The organism is Mycobacterium sp. 5-140-3-2 (assembly GCF_035666375.1).
In the GTDB taxonomy this organism is placed as follows: domain Bacteria; phylum Actinomycetota; class Actinomycetes; order Mycobacteriales; family Mycobacteriaceae; genus Mycobacterium; species Mycobacterium intracellulare.
Map to the genome: position 1 here is coordinate 5,086,422 of NZ_CP142025.1, position 21,501 is coordinate 5,107,922.

The 21,501-nt window shown below is 67.9% G+C and carries 17 protein-coding genes; 11 read left to right on the forward strand and 6 right to left on the reverse strand.

What is annotated here, in order from left to right:
* Positions 1 to 59 precede the first annotated feature (59 nt).
* On the reverse strand, positions 60 to 2,606 hold the full coding sequence (clpB, locus tag P6281_RS23880) for an ATP-dependent chaperone ClpB (protein ID WP_008261516.1): 2,547 nt from the start codon (positions 2,604 to 2,606) through the stop codon (positions 60 to 62).
* Positions 2,607 to 2,739: 133 nt separating this feature from the next.
* On the opposite strand from clpB, the gene P6281_RS23885 reads away from it, so the two are divergent.
* The 3 genes from P6281_RS23885 to P6281_RS23895 are packed head-to-tail and all read left to right on the forward strand — an operon-like array spanning position 2,740 to position 5,311.
* Positions 2,740 to 3,174: a DUF3060 domain-containing protein gene (locus P6281_RS23885; protein WP_371286286.1), complete on the forward strand. Its 435-nt coding sequence runs from the start codon at positions 2,740 to 2,742 to the stop codon at positions 3,172 to 3,174.
* A gap of 32 nt (positions 3,175 to 3,206) precedes the next feature.
* Positions 3,207 to 4,397 carry an FAD-binding oxidoreductase gene (locus tag P6281_RS23890; protein ID WP_065507900.1) on the forward strand — a complete coding sequence of 397 codons (1,191 nt, stop codon included), beginning with the start codon at positions 3,207 to 3,209 and terminating at the stop codon, positions 4,395 to 4,397.
* 2 nt (positions 4,398 to 4,399) lie between these two features.
* Entirely contained in the window at positions 4,400 to 5,311 is a 912-nt protein-coding gene (locus tag P6281_RS23895; protein WP_324738540.1) for an aldose 1-epimerase, read from the forward strand.
* A gap of 126 nt (positions 5,312 to 5,437) precedes the next feature.
* Here P6281_RS23895 and P6281_RS23900 read toward each other — a convergent pair whose 3' ends face one another.
* From P6281_RS23900 to dnaK, 4 genes are read right to left on the reverse strand one after another with little or no spacing between them, the layout of a single operon-like run.
* Positions 5,438 to 5,833 carry a heat shock protein transcriptional repressor HspR gene (locus P6281_RS23900; RefSeq protein WP_008261523.1) on the reverse strand — a complete coding sequence of 132 codons (396 nt, stop codon included), beginning with the start codon at positions 5,831 to 5,833 and terminating at the stop codon, positions 5,438 to 5,440.
* Positions 5,833 to 7,011, reverse strand: coding sequence for a molecular chaperone DnaJ (gene dnaJ / locus P6281_RS23905; RefSeq protein ID WP_008261532.1), 1,179 nt, complete (start codon positions 7,009 to 7,011; stop codon positions 5,833 to 5,835). Before dnaJ ends, P6281_RS23900 begins: the two co-directional genes overlap by 1 nt.
* Before the next feature lie 49 nt (positions 7,012 to 7,060).
* A complete protein-coding gene (gene grpE / locus P6281_RS23910; protein ID WP_014943046.1) occupies positions 7,061 to 7,702 on the reverse strand; it encodes a nucleotide exchange factor GrpE in 642 nt (213 codons plus the stop codon).
* Positions 7,699 to 9,558 (reverse strand): molecular chaperone DnaK, encoded by a 1,860-nt coding sequence (gene dnaK / locus P6281_RS23915; protein ID WP_014385934.1) that lies wholly within the window; start codon positions 9,556 to 9,558, stop codon positions 7,699 to 7,701. The genes grpE and dnaK overlap by 4 nt, the downstream gene beginning before the upstream one ends.
* Before the next feature lie 318 nt (positions 9,559 to 9,876).
* On the opposite strand from dnaK, the gene P6281_RS23920 reads away from it, so the two are divergent.
* From P6281_RS23920 to P6281_RS23940, 5 genes are all read left to right on the forward strand, one after another.
* Positions 9,877 to 10,470, forward strand: coding sequence for a hypothetical protein (locus P6281_RS23920; RefSeq protein WP_014385935.1), 594 nt, complete (start codon positions 9,877 to 9,879; stop codon positions 10,468 to 10,470).
* A 112-nt stretch (positions 10,471 to 10,582) separates the two neighbouring features.
* The gene (locus P6281_RS23925; RefSeq protein ID WP_014385936.1) at positions 10,583 to 11,800 is read left to right on the forward strand and encodes a putative alpha/beta hydrolase; all 1,218 of its coding nucleotides are present in this window, start codon (positions 10,583 to 10,585) and stop codon (positions 11,798 to 11,800) included.
* A gap of 10 nt (positions 11,801 to 11,810) precedes the next feature.
* Complete coding sequence (locus P6281_RS23930; protein WP_041785263.1) at positions 11,811 to 12,353, forward strand: LpqN/LpqT family lipoprotein; 543 nt, start codon at positions 11,811 to 11,813, stop codon at positions 12,351 to 12,353.
* A complete protein-coding gene (locus P6281_RS23935; RefSeq protein WP_014943047.1) occupies positions 12,353 to 13,072 on the forward strand; it encodes a hypothetical protein in 720 nt (239 codons plus the stop codon). Before P6281_RS23930 ends, P6281_RS23935 begins: the two co-directional genes overlap by 1 nt.
* 19 nt (positions 13,073 to 13,091) lie before the next feature.
* A complete protein-coding gene (locus P6281_RS23940) occupies positions 13,092 to 13,829 on the forward strand; it encodes a hypothetical protein (protein WP_014385939.1) in 738 nt (245 codons plus the stop codon).
* 47 nt (positions 13,830 to 13,876) lie between these two features.
* Here P6281_RS23940 and P6281_RS23945 read toward each other — a convergent pair whose 3' ends face one another.
* On the reverse strand, positions 13,877 to 15,424 hold the full coding sequence (locus P6281_RS23945; protein WP_324738541.1) for a sugar porter family MFS transporter: 1,548 nt from the start codon (positions 15,422 to 15,424) through the stop codon (positions 13,877 to 13,879).
* Between the two features lie 505 nt (positions 15,425 to 15,929).
* Here P6281_RS23945 and P6281_RS23950 point away from each other — a divergent pair.
* The 3 genes from P6281_RS23950 to P6281_RS23960 all read left to right on the forward strand — a co-directional run bounded on the left by P6281_RS23950 (position 15,930) and on the right by P6281_RS23960 (position 21,476).
* Positions 15,930 to 16,475: a hypothetical protein gene (locus tag P6281_RS23950; RefSeq protein WP_014381310.1), complete on the forward strand. Its 546-nt coding sequence runs from the start codon at positions 15,930 to 15,932 to the stop codon at positions 16,473 to 16,475.
* Positions 16,476 to 16,571: 96 nt separating this feature from the next.
* On the forward strand, positions 16,572 to 18,248 hold the full coding sequence (locus P6281_RS23955; RefSeq protein WP_008261565.1) for an Hsp70 family protein: 1,677 nt from the start codon (positions 16,572 to 16,574) through the stop codon (positions 18,246 to 18,248).
* A 249-nt stretch (positions 18,249 to 18,497) separates the two neighbouring features.
* A complete protein-coding gene (locus tag P6281_RS23960; protein WP_095662983.1) occupies positions 18,498 to 21,476 on the forward strand; it encodes a (Fe-S)-binding protein in 2,979 nt (992 codons plus the stop codon).
* Positions 21,477 to 21,501 lie beyond the last annotated feature (25 nt).

Sequence of the window (21,501 nt, forward strand, 5' to 3'; positions counted from 1 at the left end):
TCGACTTGTTGGGCGGTTTCGGGGGAAAGCACCACAACAAGTCGACGTTCGAGCGCGGCTCAGCCCAGGATCAGGGAGTCGCCGTCGGGGCTGACGTTCACCGGCACGGTGTCGCCGTCGTGCACGTCGCCGGCCAGCAACAGCTTGGCCAGCTGGTCGCCGATGGCCTGTTGCACCAGCCGGCGCAGCGGCCGCGCGCCGTAGACCGGGTCGAATCCCCGATGCGCCAGCCACTGCTTGGCCGGCAGCGACACCTCGAGGGTGAGGCGGCGCTGCGCCAGCCGCTTCTGCAGCTGCGCCAGCTGGATGTCGACGATGGCCACCAGCTCACCGGGCTCCAGGCCGGCGAAGACGATGACGTCGTCGAGCCGGTTGATGAACTCCGGCTTGAACGCCGAGCGCACCGCGGCCATCACCTGCTCCTCGGTGCCACCCGAGCCCAGGTTGGACGTCAGGATCAGGATGGTGTTGCGGAAGTCGACCGTGCGGCCCTGCCCGTCGGTGAGCCGGCCCTCGTCGAGCACCTGCAACAGCACGTCGAACACGTCCGGGTGCGCCTTCTCGATCTCGTCGAACAGGATCACCGTGTACGGACGCCGCCGCACCGCCTCGGTCAGCTGACCGCCCTGGTCGTAGCCGATGTAGCCGGGAGGGGCGCCGACCAGCCGGGCCACCGAGTGCTTCTCGCCGTACTCGCTCATGTCGATGCGGACCATCGCGCGCTCGTCGTCGAACAGGAACTCCGCCAGCGCCTTGGCCAGCTCGGTCTTACCGACACCGGTCGGGCCCAGGAACATGAACGAACCGGTCGGCCGGTTGGGGTCGGCGACGCCGGCGCGGGCGCGCCGCACGGCGTCGGACACCGCCGTCACCGCCTTGCGCTGCCCGATGACGCGCTTGCCCAGCTCGTCTTCCATGCGCAGCAGTTTGGCGGTCTCGCCCTCGAGCATCCGTCCGGCCGGGATGCCCGTCCATGCCGACACCACGTCGGCGATGTCGTCGGGGCCGACCTCCTCCTTGAGCATCACGTTCTCGCGGGCCTCGGCCTGCGGAAGCGCGGCGTCGAGTTTCTTCTCGACCTCGGGGATGCGGCCGTAGCGCAGCTCGGCGGCCTTGGCCAGGTCGCCGTCGCGCTCGGCGCGCTCGGACTCCCCGCGCAGCGCCTCGAGCTGTTCCTTGAGCTCGCGCACCACGTCGATCGCATTCTTCTCGTTCTGCCAGCGCGTGGTGAGCTCGGCGAGCTTCTCCTTCTGGTCGGCCAGCTCGGAGCGCAGCTTCTCCAGCCGCTCCTTGGACGCCTCGTCCTCTTCTTTGGCCAGCGCCATCTCCTCGATCTCGAGGCGGCGCACCAGGCGCTCGACCTCGTCGATCTCGACGGGCCGCGAGTCGATCTCCATCTTCAGCCGGCTGGCGGCCTCGTCGACCAGGTCGATGGCCTTGTCCGGCAGGAAGCGCGCGGTGATGTAGCGGTCGGACAGCGTCGCCGCGGCCACCAGGGCCGAGTCGGTGATGCGCACGCCGTGGTGCACCTCGTAGCGGTCCTTGAGCCCGCGCAGGATGCCGACGGTGTCCTCCACCGACGGCTCCCCGACCAGCACCTGCTGGAAGCGGCGCTCCAGCGCGGCGTCCTTCTCGATGTACTTGCGGTACTCGTCGAGCGTGGTGGCGCCGACCAGGCGCAGCTCGCCGCGGGCCAGCATCGGCTTGATCATGTTGCCGGCGTCCATCGCCCCCTCGCCGGTTGCGCCGGCGCCGACGATGGTGTGCAGCTCGTCGATGAAGGTGATGATCTGCCCGGCGGAGTTCTTGATGTCGTCGAGGACGGCCTTGAGGCGTTCCTCGAACTCGCCGCGATACTTCGCGCCGGCGACCATCGAGCCGAGGTCCAGGCTGATGACGGTCTTGTCGCGCAGGCTCTCCGGCACGTCGCCGGCGACGATGCGCTGGGCCAGACCCTCCACGATCGCGGTCTTGCCGACGCCGGGCTCGCCGATCAGCACCGGGTTGTTCTTGGTGCGCCGGCTCAACACCTGCACGACGCGGCGAATCTCGTTGTCACGCCCGATAACCGGGTCGAGCTTGCCCTCGCGGGCGCGCGCGGTCAGGTCGGTCGAGTACTTCTCCAGCGCCTGATAGGTGGCCTCGGGGTCGGCGCTGGTGACCCGGGCGCTGCCGCGGACCTTGACGAACGCCTCCCGCAACGCCTGCGGCGACGCGCCGTGCCCGGTGAGCAGCTTGGCGACGTCGGAGTCGCCGGTGGCAAGGCCGACCATCAGGTGTTCGGTGGAGACGTATTCGTCGTCCATCTCGGTGGCCAGTTGCTGGGCGGTGGTGATGGCGGCCAGCGACTCGCGCGAGAGCTGCGGCTGCGAGCTGGCGCCGCTGGCCTGCGGCAGCCGCTCGAGCAGGCGCTCGGCTTCGGCGCGGATGGTGGCGGGCGCGACCCCCACGGCCTCCAGCAGCGGCGCGGCGATGCCGTCCGCCTGGGTCAGCAACGCCATCAGCAGGTGGGCGGGCCGGATCTCCGGGTTACCGGCGGCCGAGGCCGCCTGCAGCGCCGAGGTCAGCGCCGCCTGGGTCTTGGTGGTCGGGTTGAAAGAGTCCACGACGCCTCCATTCGGGTCGAAAGGGAGCTGGCAAAAATGCTTGTCTGCTTGTTCAACGTCGTCAATGTTGAGTCTGTTCCGCTCAACTCTACCGAGTTTTGGGCACTACGCCGTACGGGGTACCCCCGTAGCGATGACGCAGACGATGCAACACCCCGACCAGGCCGCCGACCCCGCCCGAACCCCGCGCCGGGGCAGGAGCTTATGGCTGGCCGCCCTCGCCGGAGTGGCGGTCGTGGGCCTTGTCTCGGTCGGCCTGCATACCGACCTCGCCCACGGCAGCCAGTCCAGTGAGGTGCCCGACGCCGGGACGCTGCAGGTGAGCGGCGCCGGTACGACGAAGACGCTGCCCTGCCACGCCGGCTACCTGTCGGTGAGCGGAAAGAACAACACGATCACCCTCACCGGCCACTGCACCAGCGTCACCGTCTCCGGCAACGACAATCGCGTCGCGGTCGACAGCACGGACGCGCTGAGCGCATCCGGAGCCGGCAACGTCGTTGTCTACCACTGGGGTTCACCCAAGATCGTCAGCGCCGGGACCGCCAACGTCGTCCGGCAGGGCTGAATCCACGGAATCCGAGCCTAGAATCGGGGCCCGTGAGCCTCGAGGACGTCCAAGCGCTGGCCGTGCTGCGCGACGCCTTCGAACCGGACGGCGCGGGCCACTCGGGCTCCCAGGGTGATTCCGGCGAGCTGGTGCACCGCTTCTACACCCATTGGTTCGCCCTCGACGCCTCGGTGCGCGATCTCTTCCCACCCGAAATGAGCGCCCAGCGCGCCGCTTTCGGCCACGCGATGCACTGGGTGTACGGCGAACTGGTCGCGCGGCGCGCGCGGGAGCCGGTGGCGTTTTTAGCCCAGCTCGGGCGGGACCACCGCAAATACGGTGTGCTGCCGCACCATTACGACACCCTGGGCCGCGCATTGCTGGCGACGCTGCGCTCGCATCTGGGTGCGGCCTGGACCGGCGCGGTCGACGACGCGGCCAGGCAGTCGCTGAACCTGATCACCGGGGTGATGAGCGGCGCCGCGGACGCCGAGGAGGGACCCGCCTGGTGGGACGGCACCGTCATCGAACACCTGCGGGTGTCGCGGGACCTGGCGGTCGTTCGGCTCCAGCTCGACCAGCCGATGCACTACCACCCCGGGCAATACGTCAACGCCCATGTGCCGCAATGCCCGCGCCGCTGGCGATATCTGAGCCCCGCCATTCCCGCCGATCCCGGCGGCGGGATCGAGTTCCACGTGCGCCTGGTGCCCGGCGGCCTGGTCAGCACCGCGATCGTCAACGAAACCCGCATCGGCGACCGGTGGCGGCTGTCCAGCCCACACGGCGGCCTGGGCGTCGACCGAGACGGCGGCGACGTGCTGATGGTCGCCGGCAGCACGGGCCTGGCGCCGCTGCGGGCGCTCATCATGGACCTGTCCCGCTACGCGGTCAACCCGCGGATACATCTGTTCTTCGGCGCGCGCTACCGCTGCGAACTCTACGACCTGCCCACCCTGTGGCAGGTCGCGTCGCACAACCCGTGGCTGTCGGTGTCGCCGGTCTCGGAGTACAGCGCCGACCCGGCGTGGGCCGCCGACTATCCCGACGTCACGCCGCCGCGGGGCCTGCACGTGCACCAGATCGGCCGGCTGCCCGACGTGGTGACCAAGTACGGCGGCTGGGGCGACCGTCAGATCCTGATCTGCGGCGGGCCGGCGATGGTCAGCGCCACCAAGTCCGCGCTGCTCGCCAAAGGCGCTCCGCCCGAACGCATTCAGCACGATCCGCTCTGGAGGTAGCCATGCACGTCGTCACCCTGCGCGATCCTTCGTCGCCGCTGGTTGCCCAGTTCGTTCCGGACGCGGGGATGATCGGCACGTCGCTGCGCGATGCCGGCGCGGAGTTGCTCGGCCAACGTCGCGGTCTGGACGCCTATGTCAGCGACGGCAAGACGATGGGCATCCCGATCCTGTATCCGTGGGCAAACCGGTTGGGCGCGAACACCTATACCGCGCAGGGCGCGACGGTGGACCTGACGCCGGGTGAGAACGGGGTGCGCGCCGACCCCAACGGGTTGCCGATCCACGGCGTCCTGGCCGCCTATCCCGGTTGGCGGGTGACGGACGAGTCCCCGAACGAGCTGACCGCTCTGGTGGATTTCGGTGCCGGTCCACGACTGCTGGCCAGCTTCCCGTACCCGCATGTGCTGACAGTGACCGCGCGACTGGCCGATCGCACCCTTACGGTGCGGAGCACCGTCGCCGCCACCGGCGACTCGGCGGTGCCGCTGTGCTTCGGGTTTCATCCCTACCTGCAGGTGCCGGGCGTGGCCCGCGGTGACTGGGTCGTCGAGACGCCGGCGCTGCGGCACCTGAGTCTCGACGACAGGGGGCTGCCCACCGGCGAGTCCGAGCCGCAGCCGGCAGGTGAAGAGGCGTTGCGCGACAAGGCCTTCGACGATGCCTACGACGACGTCACCGAGGGCGCGGTGTTCGCGGTGTCCGGGGGCGGACGCCGCATCGAGGTGCATTTCGAGCGGGGCTATTCGGCGGCGCAGATCTTCGCGCCGCCGGTCGACGATCCGTCCAAGGCCATCATCTGTTTCGAGCCGATGGCCGCACCGACCGACGCGCTGCGCCGCGGCGGCTATCGCTGCGCTGCGCCGGGTGAGCCGGTGGTGACGCAGTTTTCGATCCGGGTGCGATCACAGTGACCACCTGGGTCACTGCAGTCGCTGTCTGCTGATCACCAGGAGCATGCGAAAAGCGCTAGCGCTTTTGCGAATGTTGTGTGCTCCGGAGACAGGAACCCTTGGGGCGCAAGACAAACTTCCCGACGATTAACGCCCCCGGCGCGGCTGCCACACCACCAGCGCGGTGCTCTTGGGCACCACCGCCACGTCGCGGCGCTGGCTGGCGCGCAGCTGCGCCAATTCCTCGTTCAACTCTTTGATCCGCGCCTGCAGGGCCTCGACCTGGTTGGTCAGCTCGATGATCCGCTTGATGCCGGCGAGGTTGACCCCCTCGTCCTGCGAGAGCCGCTGCACCTCACGCAGCAGGTCGACGTCGTGCTCCGAATAGCGGCGTCCCCCACCGGAAGTGCGGCGCGGGCTGACCAGGCCGAGGCGGTCGTAGGTGCGCAGGGTTTGGGCGTGCATGCCGGCCAGCTCGGCGGCGACCGAGATCAGGAACGTTCGGGCATCCTCATTTCGTGAATTACTCGAGCCCTTGGCCATCAGCGATTACCCGCCCATCCTGCCCGGGGGTCAAACCCGCTGGAGCGCTCGGCGGCGGCGTATGCCTCCAGCGCCTCCTGGGCCGCGCCCTCCAGATTCGGTGGCACGGCGACCTTTACGGTGACCAGCAGGTCCCCGTTGCCGCCGCTGCGCTTGGGCACACCGCGTCCGCGCACCCGCAGGATGCGGCCGTCGGACGTGCCCTTGGGCACCCGGACACCGACTTTGCCGTCCAGCGTGGGCACCGAAATGGTTGAGCCCAAGGCCAATTCGGTGAAGCTGACGGGAACGGTGACGGTCAGGTCGTCGCCGTCGCGGCCGAACACCTTGTCCGGGCGCACGTGCACCGTCACGTACAGGTCGCCCGAAGGCGCGCCGCGCAGACCGGCCTCACCCTGGCCGGGCAGCCGGATGCGCTGTCCGTCCTCGACGCCGGGCGGGATGCGCACGTTGATGGTGCGGGTCCGGGTGGTGACCCCGGTGCCCTTGCACTCCTCGCAGGGGTGCTCGATGATCGAGCCGCTGCCCCGGCAATCGGTGCAGGGCTCGGAGAAACCGAACGCGCCCTGGTTGCGGTTGATCACGCCGGAGCCGTTGCAGGTGGGACACACCTTCGGGCTGGTGCCCGGCCGCGCCCCGCTGCCATGGCAGTTGGTGCACGGCGCCGGGCTGGTCAGCCGCAGCGGCATCGCCACACCCTTGGCGGCCTCGACGAATTCCAGCTGGGTTTCGGTCTCGAGGTCGTTGCCGCGGCGCGGCCGGCTGGGCCGGCCGCCGGCGCCGCGCCCGAACAATCCGCCGAACAGGTCGCCGATGTTGGTGCCGCCGCTGCGGCCGGCGGCGTCGAACAGATCGTTGAGGTTGAACTCCGCCCCGTCGCCGCCGACGTTGAAGCCACCGAAGCCGCCGGTATCGAACCGGCGCCCGCCAAAACCGCCGCCGGCGAACAGCCTTCGGGTTTCGTCGTATTCCTTGCGCTTGGCCGGATCGGACAACACGTTGTGCGCCTCCGACACGGCTTTGAATCGTTCACCGGCGGCGGGATTGTCCGGGTTGGCGTCCGGGTGCAGATCGCGCGCCAGTTTGCGGTAGGCGCGTTTGATCTCTTCGGGACTGGCGTCAGAGGAGACGCCCAGCTCCTTGTAGAAGTCTTTTTCGACCCATTCACGCTGGGCCATGTCGCGTCACCCCCTCACCTGTGGCGTTGCGTTGTGCTGATTGTGTGGTCTAGTCACCGGACGTGCCGGCGTTATCGTCCGATTCGACCGGCGCGGTTTCCTCAGCCTCACCGGCCGAGGCCGATTCGTCGCCTTCGTCGTCGACCGTGTCGACGACGCCGACCATGGCGTGGCGCAGGATTTGATCGCCGAGCTTGTAGCCCTGCCGCATGACGGTGCCGATCACCGGTCGAGATCCGTCGCCCTCGTGCTGGACGGCTTCGTGCAGCACCGGGTCGAAGTCCTCGCCCTCCTCGCCGAACGCCGTCAGGCCGAGCCCGGTCAGCGCGCCCTCCAGCTTGTCGGCCACCGCCTTCAGCGGGCCCGACTCGAGGTCGCCGTGCTTGCGCGCCCGGTCGAGATCGTCGAGCACGCCCAGCAATTGGTTGACGACGGCGGCCTTGGCCCGGTCCGCCGCGGCCTGCTGGTCGCGCAGCGCCCGCTTGCGGTAGTTCGCGAAGTCGGCCTGCACGCGTTGCAGATCGGCGGTCAGCTCGGCGAGCTTGCCCTCGCCCTGAACCGCCGGCTCGTCGGCCGGGGCCGGCCCTCCCGGCGTATCGCCGGGAGGGGCCTGCCGTACTTCACCGGTCTCAGGATCGATTCGCCGCTTGTCGGTGACGGTCACCTGTTCCTGTGGGTTTCCTTCTGTCACTTGGACTCCCGGTCGTCGTCGACCACCTCCGCGTCCACGACGTCGTCAGCGGAGCCAGCCTGCCCGCCACCGGTCGCGTCGGCCTGTTCGCCCGCGGCCTGGGTGGCCTCGTAGATGGCCTGCCCGAGCGCCTGCGACTCCTGGCCCAGCTTCTCCATCGCCGACTTGATCGCGGTGATGTCGGTGCCGCCCAGGGCCGTCTTGGCCTCGGCGATCGCGGCGTCGACCTTGGACAGCGTGTCCTCGGGAACCTTCGACCCGCCCTCGGCTTCGCGCTGGTCCTTGACGAACTTCTCCGTCTGGTAGACCAGCGATTCGGCCTGGTTGCGGACGTCGGCCTCCTCGCGACGCTGGCGGTCCTCCTCGGCGTGCGCCTCGGCGTCCTTGATCATCCGGTCGATCTCCTCCTTGGACAGGCCGGAGCCCTCCTGGATTTTGATCGTGTTCTCCTTGCCGGTGCCCTTGTCCTTGGCCGTGACGTGCACGATGCCGTTGGCGTCGATGTCGAAGGTGACCTCGATCTGCGGGACGCCGCGGGGCGCCGGCGGGATGCCGGTCAGCTCGAAGGAGCCGAGCAGCTTGTTGTGCGAAGCGATTTCGCGCTCACCCTGGTACACCTGGATCTGCACGGACGGCTGGTTGTCATCGGCCGTGGTGAAGGTCTCCGACCGCTTGGTCGGGATGGTGGTGTTGCGCTCGATGAGCTTGGTCATCACGCCACCCTTGGTCTCGATACCCAAGCTCAGCGGCGTAACGTCAAGCAGCAGAACGTCTTTCACCTCGCCCTTCAACACGCCAGCCTGAAGAGCGGCACCCACGGCCACCACCTCGTCGGGGTTGACACCCTTGTTGGGCTCCTTGCCGCCGGTGAGCTCCTTGACCAGTTCGGTCACCGCGGGCATCCGGGTGGAACCACCCACCAGGACCACGTGGTCGATCTCGGAGACCGAGATGCCGGCGTCCTTGATCACGGACTGGAAGGGCTGACGGGTGCGGTCCAGCAGATCCTGTGTGATGCGCTGGAATTCGGCGCGCGTGAGCTGCTCGTCGAGGAACAGCGGGTTCTTGTCCGCGTCGACGGTGATGTAAGGCAGGTTGATCGAGGTGCTCTGCGAACTCGAGAGTTCGATCTTGGCCTTCTCCGCGGCCTCACGCAGCCGCTGCATCGCCATCTTGTCCTTGGTCAGGTCAATTCCGCTGGTGCCCTTGAACTTGTCGACGAGCCAGTCGACGACACGGTCGTCCCAGTCGTCCCCACCGAGGTGGTTGTCACCGCTGGTGGCGCGGACCTCGACCACGCCCTCGCCGATCTCGAGCAACGACACGTCGAACGTGCCGCCACCGAGGTCGAAGACCAGGATGGTCTGCTCCTTCTCGCCCTTGTCCAGGCCGTAGGCCAGTGCGGCGGCGGTCGGCTCGTTGACGATGCGCAGGACGTTCAGGCCGGCGATCTGGCCGGCTTCCTTCGTCGCCTGACGCTGGGCGTCGTTGAAGTACGCCGGCACGGTGACCACCGCGTCGGTGACGTCCTCGCCCAGGTATGCCTCGGCGTCGCGCTTCAGCTTCATCAGCACACGGGCGCTGATCTCCTGGGCGGTGTATTTCTTGTCATCGATCTCGATGGACCAGTCGGTGCCCATGTGCCGCTTGACCGAACGGATGGTCCGGTCGACGTTGGTGACCGCCTGGTTCTTGGCGGGCTGGCCGACGAGCACCTCGCCGTTGCGCGCGAACGCGACGATGGACGGGGTGGTCCGCGAGCCCTCGGAGTTGGCGACGACGACGGGGTCACCGCCCTCGAGGACTGCGACGACGGAGTTGGTGGTCCCGAGGTCGATACCGACCGCACGAGCCATAGTGATTCCTCCTGATTGTGTAGAGCTTGTCTGGTGCCACTATGCTGAGTGAACCCCGCTCAAGCCTGCCCCTGAGGGCGATAGGCTGTCAACCCAGTCTTGAGCCTGGTTCACTCAACTTGTCGATCATGTTAACGGCCCGCGGTCCCGTGTTGTTCCCGGGGCCAGCGGTGGCGGCGCACAGTCGCCCCGCGAGTCGGTCACGCGGCGGTAAAGCTTCACCATCGGCGCCGCATCGATAGGCACTCGAGTGCAGCGACTGTCGTCGGAGGGTGGGTAACCTGAGTGCCGCCATTCGAATCGTCTGGGGAGCGGCGGGTGCGGTTTTCGGATAATGCGCGGCGGAGCCTGGCCGGTGGTTCGCTGCTGCTCGTAGCCCTGTTCGCCGGCTCCGGGCTGGTGTCCGGCTGCAGCTCCGTCATCGGCGGCCGGCCGGTGGCTTCGCCCGGGGCGGGCGCGGGCGAACCGTCCTTCCCCACGCCGCGATCCACGCCGTCGCCGCCGTCGGCCACCGCCGCTCCGGCCCCGACGGCTCCGGCCGCGCCGACGGGCCCCACGAATCCGGCCGGCGCCATCCCCCTGCCGCCCGACCAGAACGGCTACGTCTTCATCGAGACCAAATCCGGCGTGACGCGCTGCCAGATCAACAAGGACACCGTCGGCTGCGAGGCGCCCTTCACCAACTCCCCGCTGCAGGACGGTGAGCACGCCAACGGCGTCAGCGTCACCACCGGCGGCAAGGTGCAGTGGGTGCTGGGCAACCTCGGAGCCATCCCGACCGTCAAGATCGATTACCAGACCTACGCCGCCCAGGGCTGGACGATCATCGCCAACGTCGACGGCACCCGCTTCACCAACGACCAGACCAAGCACGGCATGTTCGTCAGCATCGACAAGGTCAACACGTTCTAGGGCGGTAACCTTGTCGACGGCGTGGCGGGGGGATCGGTCTGCCGCGTGATGTCGCCGACCAGCTACCGGTGCTCGCTCAGTCCCGGCCTAACCAAGAAGACCTCACGACTCCATGCAACTGCGCTACATCAGCGTCGCGGCGCTGATCGCCGAAGCCGGTGGCGACCCGTGGGCGATCAATCAGAGCCTGCAGGCCGGTAGCCCGTTTCAGATTGCTCAGCTGGCGGAGGCGTTTCTCAAGGCGGGCCGATGCACCGCCGAGGCCACCAATGCGTTCGACCAGGCCCGTAGCCGCTTCGACGCCGCGTGGAACCATCAGAATGGGGATCATCCGATCAACGGCTCCGCCGAAGTGCAGCGCGTGACGAAATCCCTTGGGGCGCAGTCCTTGCAGCTGCCCAAGATCGGTGCGGACCTGGAAAACATCGCTGCCAATCTGGCCGAGGCGCAAAAGACGGCGGCCGGGCAGATCGCGGCCCTAGAAAGTCAGTTGCAGCAGCTGGACGGCTTCATCGGCCAAGCGGTGGAGCTGGAAAAAGATCCCACACTGACCGCGGAAGACCGACACGCGCTGGATGCGTTTATCAGCGGCCGCGAAGACGACGCCATCCGCGACACCAAAGCAGCGCTGGGCCAGCTGCAATCCACCCGCAACGGCTACGCCAACTCGTTCCAGAACGCAATGGGGACCCTGCACGCGGACGGATACGACCTCACGGCCCCCCAGGCCGGGCCCGCCCAGGGAGCGGCCGAGCAGCCCAGCGGCGGCGCGGCCGAGCAGCCCGGCGGCGGTCCCGCGTTGGCCCCGACGAAGGGCGAGGTGCTGACCGGCGCCGCGGGCGCGATCGCCGGCGGTACCGCCGACGGTGTGCGCGGGGCGACGACCAGATTGATCGCCGAGTCCCCCGGTACGGGTCCCGGCAAGGCTGATCCGGGCTTGTTGAGATGGTTCGAGGATCCGAAGATCGGCGGCATCGAGCTGAAAGGCTTCTCCCGCGTCGGCGGGGTGGTCGCTGCGGCCAGCGCGGTGCCCGCCGTCATGTCCGACATCCATGACGGCAACTCGGTTTCCGAGGCCGTCACCCGGGAGTCTGTCGGAACCGTGTTAGGGCTGGGCCTGGGCACATTGGCAGGAGACGCGGCTGCTGGTGCAGCGATCGGTTCGGTCATTCCGGGGGCGGGGACGGCCCTTGGCCTGGTGGTGGGCGCGGGCGTGGGAGCTATCGCCGCTTGGGGTGGATCGAAGGTGGTCGGAGAAGTCTGGCATCCGGTCGCGGATGCGGTCGGGAGTGCGGTGCACGGCGTGGAATCGGTTTTCGGATTCGGGTAGGTCGGCGACGATGCGATTTGATGAGTTCATAGAGAAGCACGGCGTTGCAGTATCCCCGGTCGACCGATTCGCCGGGCTTGTCGTGGAGGTCGGGGTACCACAGGGCTGGGAACCGTTCGATTCCGCAGTCGGAGCCCGGGTATGGGTTTGTCGCGCCGACCCGTGCATCGACACATTCGGCGCTAACGCGGTGTTGACGATGCATCGTGTCGAGGCCGCTTTGGACCCCGCCGAAGTTTTCGCGATGCTGGTGGAGCAGCAGCTGCAGTCGACTCCGGGATGTCACGAGGTGCGCCGTGAACTCGGCCCGGCAGCTGAATCCATCGGAATTCAGGGGTTGCTGGCGATGAAGATTATCCATGAGCTCGGCGCCATCGACAGTGTGTCACGATCGCGGATCATCTCGGCTGAACAGGAGACACTGATTGCGCAACTTACGGTGACCGCGCTAGATGATTCACCCGTGCGGCGGGAAAACGTCTGGCTGTCTGTACAACTGGGTGCCGCGCCGGCAGGTCCGGCGCCCGTCACCGCAACACGAGACCGTCACTGATGATCAACGGCGAGACGAGCGGCCAGTGGCGGCGGGGACTGCGGTACATCTTTGGCGCGGCTCTACTCCTTCTTGCGGCGGTAGCAACTTCGGTCGGAGTTCAGTGGTACCTGTCCCTGATCGCATTCTGCGCGGCACTCATGTTCATCCTCGGAAGACGCCGAATTTTTCGGGCGGGAGTCACCCGGGCGGGCGACGAGATTATTTGTAGATACATCCCGTGGTACGAGGGAAATGTGTACGTCTTGAACGTGCTGTTCCCATTGCTCGCTGTCGCAGGTATCGGCGCGGGCAGTGCACCCGGCAATCCCGCGTGGCTTCGGTTCATCGGAATCCTTCTGCTGGTTCTGACGCCCATCTTCGTTTCCAGCGCGGTATGTATGTGGCGCCGGTGCCTTCTGTGCATTTCGCCCTCGGTGTTGACGGTGCGCCTGACTGCGCCGAAAGAAGAGTTGACCGAAATAAGCCGTGAGTGTGTCGTGTCGATCGAGCCCAAGATCGTCCCGAATGGTGTGAGCGGCCAGTCGCTGCAAGTCGCAATCAGCTACCGCGCAACGGGTTTGAGCAGCGAGTCCAAGACTGTGCTGCTCGGCCTGCAGTTGACCATCCAGCCGATTAACCTTCTTAACGCACTAATCGCCTGGAAAGACGGCGCCCACGAAAACCCGTGCGAGCTACTGGATCGGGTCGAAGGGATCCTTCGGGGCAATCGACAGTGACCACACGAGGCGGTCACTGATGGCCGGCGGCGAAGCAAAAGGCCGTTGGTGGCGCGTGCTGCGCTATTCCTTCGGCGGCGCGCTGTGCCTATTGGCGGGCATAAATGTGCTGGTTGGGTCGGCTTGGTATCTGCCTGTCGGCGCCGCTGCGGTCGGCGTCGGCATCATTTATGGGAGCGGCCGCCGAATTTTCGGCGCCGGGGTCAGGCGGACCGGGCAGGAGATTGTCTGCCGCTATCTTCCGTGGTACGAGAGCAACCCATACATGGCGACCTTGCTGTTCCCCCTAATCGCGTTCGCCATGATTGGCGCAGGATGTGCACCCGGTAATCCGGCGTGGCTGTGGTACGGCGGGGTCATTCTGCTGGCCATCTCTGCCTTATTGGTGGGAGTCTCCCTCTGGATCTGGCGCCGATCCCTTCTCCGTATCACCCCCGCGGCGTTGACCGTGCGGATCGCAGAGCGCGGCAGTGAGTTGACCGACATCCGGCGTGAGCATGTCCGTTCGATCGAGCCAAAGCTCGTCCCGAGCGTGGCGGCCGGTACCGAGCGGTTGCAAGTCGAAGTCGCCTACCAGCCAGCCGATGTCAGCGGCGAGGCGACCGCGACGGTGATGCTCGGGATGTATCTGAGTGTTCAACCGAGCAACCTCCTCGACGCCCTCGCGGCCTGGAACAACGGCGCCCACGACAACCCGAGCGAGCTGCTCGACCGGATCGAACGGATCCTTCGGGGCCGGTCAATGGCTGGCGTGTGACCGCGCCGCACTGCTGCCCGAAAAGACGTGCCGCGCAAGCGTATTCGTCAGCGTGCGAAGTCAGACGGTCGGAATTTCCCCTCCGCCAGGTTCTTTTCGATTTCTTCCAGGCTTTTACCGGTGAGGTCGGGCATGCGGAAGAATACGAAGATCCACGCCGCCACGTTGAACAACGCGTAGAGCCACATCGAGGGTCCGACCCCGATCGCATTGATGAGCGACAGCAGCGTCAGCGTGATGAGCAGGTTGGTCCCCCACAGCGTCGCCGAATGCACGGCGGTGCCCTCCGGTCGCACCGCCAGCGGATAGGTCTCCGAGCCGGTCAGCCATCCCATCAGCTGCAGGCCGCCGGCATTGAACACCATGAAGGCGATCAGGGAAATCATGATGTAGGCGATCACATCGTGGCCGCTGTCGGCGGTGACGAAGATCAGGCCGAGCGCGAACAGGCTGATCGCCGCGCCCGGCACCATGATGAGGGTGAGCCGGCGCCGGCCGACCCGGTCGATAATGGCCAGCCCCACTAGTTGGGCGATCACGTACGTCGCACCCAACATCACCGACACCAGCAGAGCCACGGACCGGTACACGCCGTCGTCAGTCAGGATGGTCGGCGCATAGTAGATGATCATCTCGATGCCGCTGAGCTGGGTGAACACCGCGATGCCACAACCCAGGACCAGGGCCGGGCGCACCCAGGAGTCGCGCAGCCCGCTCCACCCGCGGGTGCTGGCCTTGCGTTCCATGCGCGCGAGTTCGGTCGCTTCGTCCAGCTCGGCGCCCACGTCGTAGCCGTCGGGCCGGACCCGCTCCAACACGGCTCGCGCGGCGTTTCGATCACCTTGCTTGACCAGCCAGCGCGGACTTTCCGGGAGGCGCAGCAACAGCCACAGCATGATCGCGGCGGGTACGCACGCGATTCCGGTCGGCCCCCGCCAGGAGACCGAGTCGAAGACCCCGATGAGGTTAGCGGCGAGGATGCCCACCCCGATGGCGATCTGGAAGCACAGCACCAACCGCCCTCGGTAGGCCGACGGCGAGAGCTCGGCGACATACATCGGGGCCGTCTGGGTCGCCCCGCCGACGGCGAAGCCCAGGACCAGCCTTCCCAGCGACAGCACTACGACATCCGGCGCGTCGGCACACCACAGCGCGCCGACGATGAACAGCACCGACAGCATCAACAGCGTGCCGCGCCGGCCGAACCGGTCGGATAGCCAGCTGCACGCCAAGGCCCCGACGATGGCGCCGAGCAGGATGCTGGCGGCGACCACCTGCTTCCAGGCCGCGGTGAGGTTGAACTCCTCGGTGAGCTGCAATAGGGCCCAGGAGATGACACCGGTGTTGTAGCCGTAGAGCAAGCCCGAGATCGCCGAGACGAGCGCGATGACGACCACGGCGCTCGTCAGTTGGCTTCCCGCCTCCGCGACGGCACCGACTGCACGCTGCGACGCTCCCTCGTGGGCCGCATCTGTGCACTTGGCCGGGTCGGTCCCATCGGGCGACTCCGCCGCGCGACGGTGCTGGCTCGCCGCGGTCGGGGCGTCGTCGCCGGCTTCTGACCACCATTCGCGGTCTGTGGGATCGGCGGCCATTAGCAGGGCCGATCGTTGTAGCAGAGACGACGAACCCGGGGCGCATGGGCGGGCCGGCCGGGCATCGTGATCGCCTCCCTACCCTGCGCTCGGATTGCATGGCCGCTCGCCGCGGCGCCAGGACCCGATGTCATACCGGGCGTCGCTGCTGTGACGGCGGGTACGTGTTGGTCGCTGGCGGCTCACTCGCCGGCCTGCCCAGCCCGGGAGGCGCCGCAGTTGATGTGGGCTTGCCGTTCGACCTCCACATCGATTCGGGAAAAGAGACTGTCACGAATATGTTGGTAAGTCAAAAGCGATGGGGCGGTCGAACTGTGCTGTACTGCAATATCATTCGTCCGGAAATGGTGTGGCGGGTGTGTTGAGCGCCACAGTCTGGCGGTAGGCTGTGGACCCTGAGTGCACGCTCTGTGTGGGAACCCGCACCCCTCCTTCTGAGCGACGCGACCGCCCCTTAGGGGTTGGCATCAGCAGGCTGGCAGGTGCGGTCAGTACCATCGGTGCCGTGGCATCCAACGGTCCACGCGATGACTTCCACAATCGGCCGACCCAGCATGCCGATTTCGGCATGAGCGAGCCGCCGACCGGTGAAGTCCCGCCACCGAACTTCCCGCCCCAGCCGCCCCACGGGTTCGAGCAACCCCAGGGCTTCGACCCGTTCGACCAGGAACCCGAGCCCACGCCCTGGTACCGCAGGCCCGCGATGCTCATCGCCTGGTTGATTTCCGTCGTCATCCTGATCGGCCTGATCGTCTTCGGGATCATCGAGCTCATTCACGACGACCAATCCGTCAACCACGTCCCCAAGTCGACGACGAGCACCACCACGACAACGACAACAACGACGCCGTCGACCACGACGACCACGACCACCACTGAGTCCAGCAGCAGCGCCGAAGAGCAGCCGCCGGCCCAGCAGCCGACGCAGCAGCAGCCCACCGGGCAACAAACGCAGCAGCCCACGCATCGCCACCATCTGCCGCAGCTGCCGCCGGTGATCACCATTCCGCAGGTGCCGACGGTCATCACGGTTCCGCCGGGCCTGCGTTAGCGAGTCGGCGGCAGGCCGATCACGCTCGGCGACGCGGCGCCGGCGGCGCCCTAGACTCGCTGCAATCCACGGGACTACTGACACAGGGGTGCGGACATGAGCCAGTCGCTCGGGCTATCGATCGGGGTGGCCAACCTGGTGGCGGCCCGCGCCGGCAGCGCCCCGGTCACCCGCAGCTCGGTGGTCACCCTGTTCGAGCACCGTCCCACCGAAGTCGGCCTGCCGGAAGAGAATCCGAACCTGACCGCACCCGGCCTGGTGCTGCGCGGGTTCGTCGAGCGGGTCGGCGACCGGGCACCGCTGGTGGCGGCCGACGGCACCAAGTACCTGGGCGCGGCGCTGACGGTCGAGGCGATCGAGGCGATGGCCCGCACGGTCGGCTACGGGACACCGATCAGCATCGCGGTCCCCGCCTACTGGTCCGACGAACAGTTCGCGGCGCTGCGCGACGAGTTCTTCGCCCAGTCGGATCTCGCGCGTGGTGGGGTCGCGCCGATGCTGGTTTCCGACGCCACGGCCGCGGTGGCGGCCCTGCGCGGCACGCCGGGGTTTCCCGCCGACGGCGTCGTCGCGCTGTGCGACTTCGGTGCCGGCGGCACCACCGTCACGGTGCTGGACGCCAATGCCGGCTTTGCGCCCGTCGCCCCGGCCATGCGGCACACCGACTTCTCCGGCGACGCGATCGATCAGCTCATCGTCGATCACCTGCTGGCCTCCGATGTCAGCACCGCCGTCCTGGGCGGCGGCGCGCGGATGGGATCGCAGACCCGCCTGCTGGCCGCCTGCCGGCGCGCCAAGGAACAACTGTCGACCGCCGCGGTGAGCACCGTCGCGGGGGCGTCCGGGGAGTCCACCCAACTGACCCGCACCGAGTTCGAGCAACTGATCTCCCCACCGCTGGACCGGTTTGTCACCTCGCTGCAAGATACGTTGCGGCGCAACGGAATTCCGAACACCAACCTGCGCGCCGTGGCGATCGTCGGCGGGGGCGCAAGCATCCCGCTGATCACCGCGCGGTTGTCGCAGCGCTTCGGGGTTCCGTTCCGCAGCGCGGCGCAGCCGGCGTCACTCGCCGCACTCGGCGCCGCGGCGCTCGGTGCGCAGTACGCAGCGGGGGGCGCCGAAACCACCGCGGCCGCCGCCGTGGAGACGCCGACCGAAATGGTCGGCACCGCGGGAATCGGGGCCACCCAGGCCGCGTGGGCCGCCCAGGCCACCGATGTGGATGACGCCCTGGCGTGGTCGCAAGACGCCGACTCCGACGAGCCGGTGCCCTATACCGGCCGCGACGCAACCGGCGAATATGCCAGCGAGGCACGGGAATTCGAGTACGCCGAGCAGGGCGGGCTGCCCTGGTACAAGCGCACGGCGCTGGTGTTGACCGTCGTTGGGGCGGGGGTGGCGGTGCTGGTGGCCGCGGCGCTGGCGATCGGCCTGTTGATGACGAAGTCCACCCCGGCCCCCCCGACGTCCTCGCCCAACCCACCGCCACCGCCACAAACGGTGACCATCACCGGGCCGAACGACAGCACCACCGTCACCGTCGTTCCGGCTCCGCCGCCACCGTCCAGCGAGGCGCCGGCCACCACGACCACCACGACACCGCCGCCGGAGCCGTCGACCACGACGACGACACCCCCGCCGAGCACCACGACGACCACCACCGCGCCGCCCACCACGACATCGCAGGCGACCACCACGTCCGCGGCGCCGACGACGACCACCCGGGTGCGACCCCTGCCGCCGATCTTCCAACCCCCATTCGGGCGCTGACGCGAACGATTGCGTCTGGCCGGAAAAGGGCTCCGAAAAGGGTCATTTAACGAAATTTGGTGGCGCTGGTCACTCCGACAAACGTCACACCAGGCGAGCGGGTATCAACTAGCAGGCCAGAGGCACCGACGAACCCGAAGTTAGGGCAGCCTTTCTCGCGCCGAAAGCCGCGAAGATGTAACTATGAGCGGGGCTTAAGCAGGCAAATAAAGCACAGGCCGAATTATCTATGCATTGGGGAGACCTTCTGTGACAACGCAGATGCTCATCAGGCTGGTCGTGGGCATGGGCATGACGCTGGTCGTGGCCGCGCTCGCCGCACGACGGGTCCTGTGGCTGTTCAAGCTGATCACGTCCGGCAAGCCGGCCCCGGGGCACACCGACGAACCCGGCAAACGAATCTGGGCCGAGCTCTCCGAGGTCTTCGGGCAGCGCAAGCTGTTGAAGTGGTCGATCCCCGGCCTGGCCCACTTCTTCACCATGTGGGGCTTCTTCATCCTCCTCACGGTCTACATCGAGGCCTACGGGCTGTTGTTCCAGGACAACTTCCACATCCCGTTCATCGGGCGGTGGGACGCGCTGGGCTTCCTGCAGGACTTCTTCGCCACGGCCGTCTTCCTCGGCATCGCCACCTTCGCCGTCATCCGGTTGATGCGCAGCCCGAAGGAGATCGGCCGCTCATCCCGGTTCTACGGCTCGCACACCGGCGGCGCCTGGCTGGTGCTGTTCATGATCTTCAACGTCGTGTGGACCTACGTGCTGGTGCGCGGATCCGCGGTCAACAACGGCACGCTGCCCTACGGCAACGGGGCCTTCCTGTCGCAACTGTTCGGCGCGATCCTGCGGCCGCTGGGGCAGCCCGCCAACGAGATCATCGAAACGGTGGCCCTGCTGCTGCACATCGCGGTCATGCTGGCGTTCCTGATCATCGTGCTGCACTCCAAGCACATGCACATCTTCACTGCGCCGATCAATGTCATCTTCAAGCGGCTGCCCGACGGTCTCGGCCCGCTGCTGCCGCTCGAGCACGACGGCAAGCCGATCGACTTCGAAAACCCGCCGGACGACGCGACATTCGGGCGCGGCAAGGTCGAGGACTTCAGCTGGAAGGCCATGCTGGACTTCGCCACCTGTACCGAGTGCGGGCGCTGCCAGTCGCAGTGCCCGGCGTGGAACACCGGCAAGCCGCTGTCCCCCAAGCTCGTCATCATGGACCTGCGCGACCACTGGATGGCCAAGGCGCCCTACATCCTGGGTGACAAGGAGAGCCCGCTGGAGAGCACGCCGGCGGGCGGGCTCGGCGAGGAGTTGTCCGGCGAAGAGCACGCCGAGGCACACCACGTTCCCGAGTCGGGCTTCGGCCGCGTCATGGGTTCCGGTCCGGAGCAGGCCACCCGCCCGCTGGTCGGCACCGAGGAGCAGGGCGGCGTCATCGACCCCGACGTGCTGTGGTCCTGCGTGTCCTGCGGCGCCTGCGTCGAGCAGTGCCCGGTGGACATCGAGCACGTCGATCACATCATCGACATGCGCCGCTACCAGGTGATGATGGAGTCCGAGTTCCCCTCGGAACTGTCGGTGCTGTTCAAGAACCTGGAAACCAAGGGCAACCCGTGGGGCCAGAACGCGTCGGACCGCACCAACTGGATCGACGAGGTCGACTTCGACGTGCCGGTCTACGGCGAGGACGTCGACAGCTTCAACGGCTACGAGTACCTGTTCTGGGTCGGGTGCGCCGGCGCCTACGACGACAAGGCCAAGAAGACCACCAAGGCCGTCGCCGAGCTGCTGGCCATCGCCGGGGTGAAGTACCTGGTGCTCGGCACCGGCGAGTCCTGCAACGGCGACTCCGCGCGCCGCTCGGGCAACGAGTTCCTGTTCCAGCAGCTGGCCGCGCAAGCCGTCGAAACCCTGGACGGGCTGTTCGAGGGCACCGAGACCGTCGACCGCAAGATCGTGGTGACCTGCCCGCACTGCTTCAACACCCTGGGCCGCGAGTACCGCCAGCTCGGCGCGAACTACTCGGTGCTGCACCACACCCAGCTGCTCAACCGGCTGGTCCGGGACAACAGGCTGGTGCCGGTGACGCCGGTATCCCAGGACATCACCTACCACGACCCCTGCTACCTGGGCCGGCACAACAAGGTCTACGAGGCGCCGCGTGAGCTGATCGGGACCTCCGGGGCGAACCTGACCGAGATGCCGCGGCACGCCGAGCGCAGCTTCTGCTGCGGCGCCGGCGGCGCGCGGATGTGGATGGAAGAGCACATCGGCAAGCGGATCAACCACGAGCGTGTCGACGAGGCGCTGGCCACCGGGGCCACCACCATCGCCACCGCGTGCCCGTTCTGCCGGGTGATGGTCACCGACGGCGTCAACGACCGGCAGGAGGAGGCCGGGCGCAGCGGTGTCGAGGTGCTCGACGTCGCCCAGATCCTGCTCGCGTCCCTCGAATACGACAAGGCGACGCTGCCCGAAAAGGGCACGGCCGCCAAGGAAGCCGAAAAGCGGGCGGCCGCGGCGCCCAAGGCCGCGACGGCCACGGCGACCGCACCCGCCGAAGAGGCCGAGGAGGCTCCCGCCGAGGCGGCCCCGAAGGCCGCGGCCGCACCCGCCGCTCCCGTCAAGGGGCTCGGGATCGCCGGCGCCGCCAAGAAACCCGGGGCCAAGAAAGCCGCGCCCGCCACCGAAGGCAGCGAAGGCAAGGCCGAAGCGGCCGCCCCGGTCAAGGGGCTGGGCATCGCCGGCGGCGCCAAGAAACCCGGGGCCAAGAAGGCGGCACCGGCCAAGGCCGAGGCACCTGCCGAAGCGGCCGCGCCCGAGGCCGAGACCGAGGCCAAGGCGCCCGCCGCGCCCGTGAAGGGCCTGGGCCTGGCCGCGGGCGCCAAGCGACCCGGCGCCAAGAAGGCGGCCCCGAAGGCCGAGGCCCCCAAGGCCGAAGCACCCGAGGCGGAAGTGGCACCGGAAGCCGAACCCGAGGCCAAGGCACCCGCCGCCACGCCCGTGAAGGGCCTGGGCCTGGCCGCGGGCGCCAAGCGACCCGGCGCCAAGAAGGCGGCCCCGAAAGCCGAGGCGCCGAAAGCAGAAGCCGAGCCCGCCGAACAGGCGCCGGCCGAGCCGGCACCGAAAGCGGAGCCGGCAAAGCAGGCCGACGGCGACGACGCACCGTCGCAGCCGCCGGTCAAAGGCCTGGGCATCGCCCGCGGGGCGCGACCCCCGGGCAAGCGCTGACCTGCGATTTTTGCGCTTGACAGCA

What these genes read in the sequence shown, in the direction of transcription:
- P6281_RS23925 (WP_014385936.1), top strand. Translation starts at nt 10,583, where the DNA reads ATGCAACTGCGCTACATCAGCGTCGCGGCGCTGATCGCCGAAGCCGGT.
- P6281_RS23955 (WP_008261565.1), top strand. Translation starts at nt 16,572, where the DNA reads ATGAGCCAGTCGCTCGGGCTATCGATCGGGGTGGCCAACCTGGTGGCG.
- dnaK (WP_014385934.1), bottom strand. Translation starts at nt 9,558, where the DNA reads ATGGCTCGTGCGGTCGGTATCGACCTCGGGACCACCAACTCCGTCGTC.
- P6281_RS23895 (WP_324738540.1), top strand. Translation starts at nt 4,400, where the DNA reads ATGCACGTCGTCACCCTGCGCGATCCTTCGTCGCCGCTGGTTGCCCAG.
- P6281_RS23945 (WP_324738541.1), bottom strand. Translation starts at nt 15,424, where the DNA reads ATGGCCGCCGATCCCACAGACCGCGAATGGTGGTCAGAAGCCGGCGAC.
- P6281_RS23935 (WP_014943047.1), top strand. Translation starts at nt 12,353, where the DNA reads ATGATCAACGGCGAGACGAGCGGCCAGTGGCGGCGGGGACTGCGGTAC.
- dnaJ (WP_008261532.1), bottom strand. Translation starts at nt 7,011, where the DNA reads ATGGCCCAGCGTGAATGGGTCGAAAAAGACTTCTACAAGGAGCTGGGC.
- P6281_RS23930 (WP_041785263.1), top strand. Translation starts at nt 11,811, where the DNA reads ATGCGATTTGATGAGTTCATAGAGAAGCACGGCGTTGCAGTATCCCCG.
- P6281_RS23885 (WP_371286286.1), top strand. Translation starts at nt 2,740, where the DNA reads ATGACGCAGACGATGCAACACCCCGACCAGGCCGCCGACCCCGCCCGA.
- P6281_RS23940 (WP_014385939.1), top strand. Translation starts at nt 13,092, where the DNA reads ATGGCCGGCGGCGAAGCAAAAGGCCGTTGGTGGCGCGTGCTGCGCTAT.
- P6281_RS23900 (WP_008261523.1), bottom strand. Translation starts at nt 5,833, where the DNA reads ATGGCCAAGGGCTCGAGTAATTCACGAAATGAGGATGCCCGAACGTTC.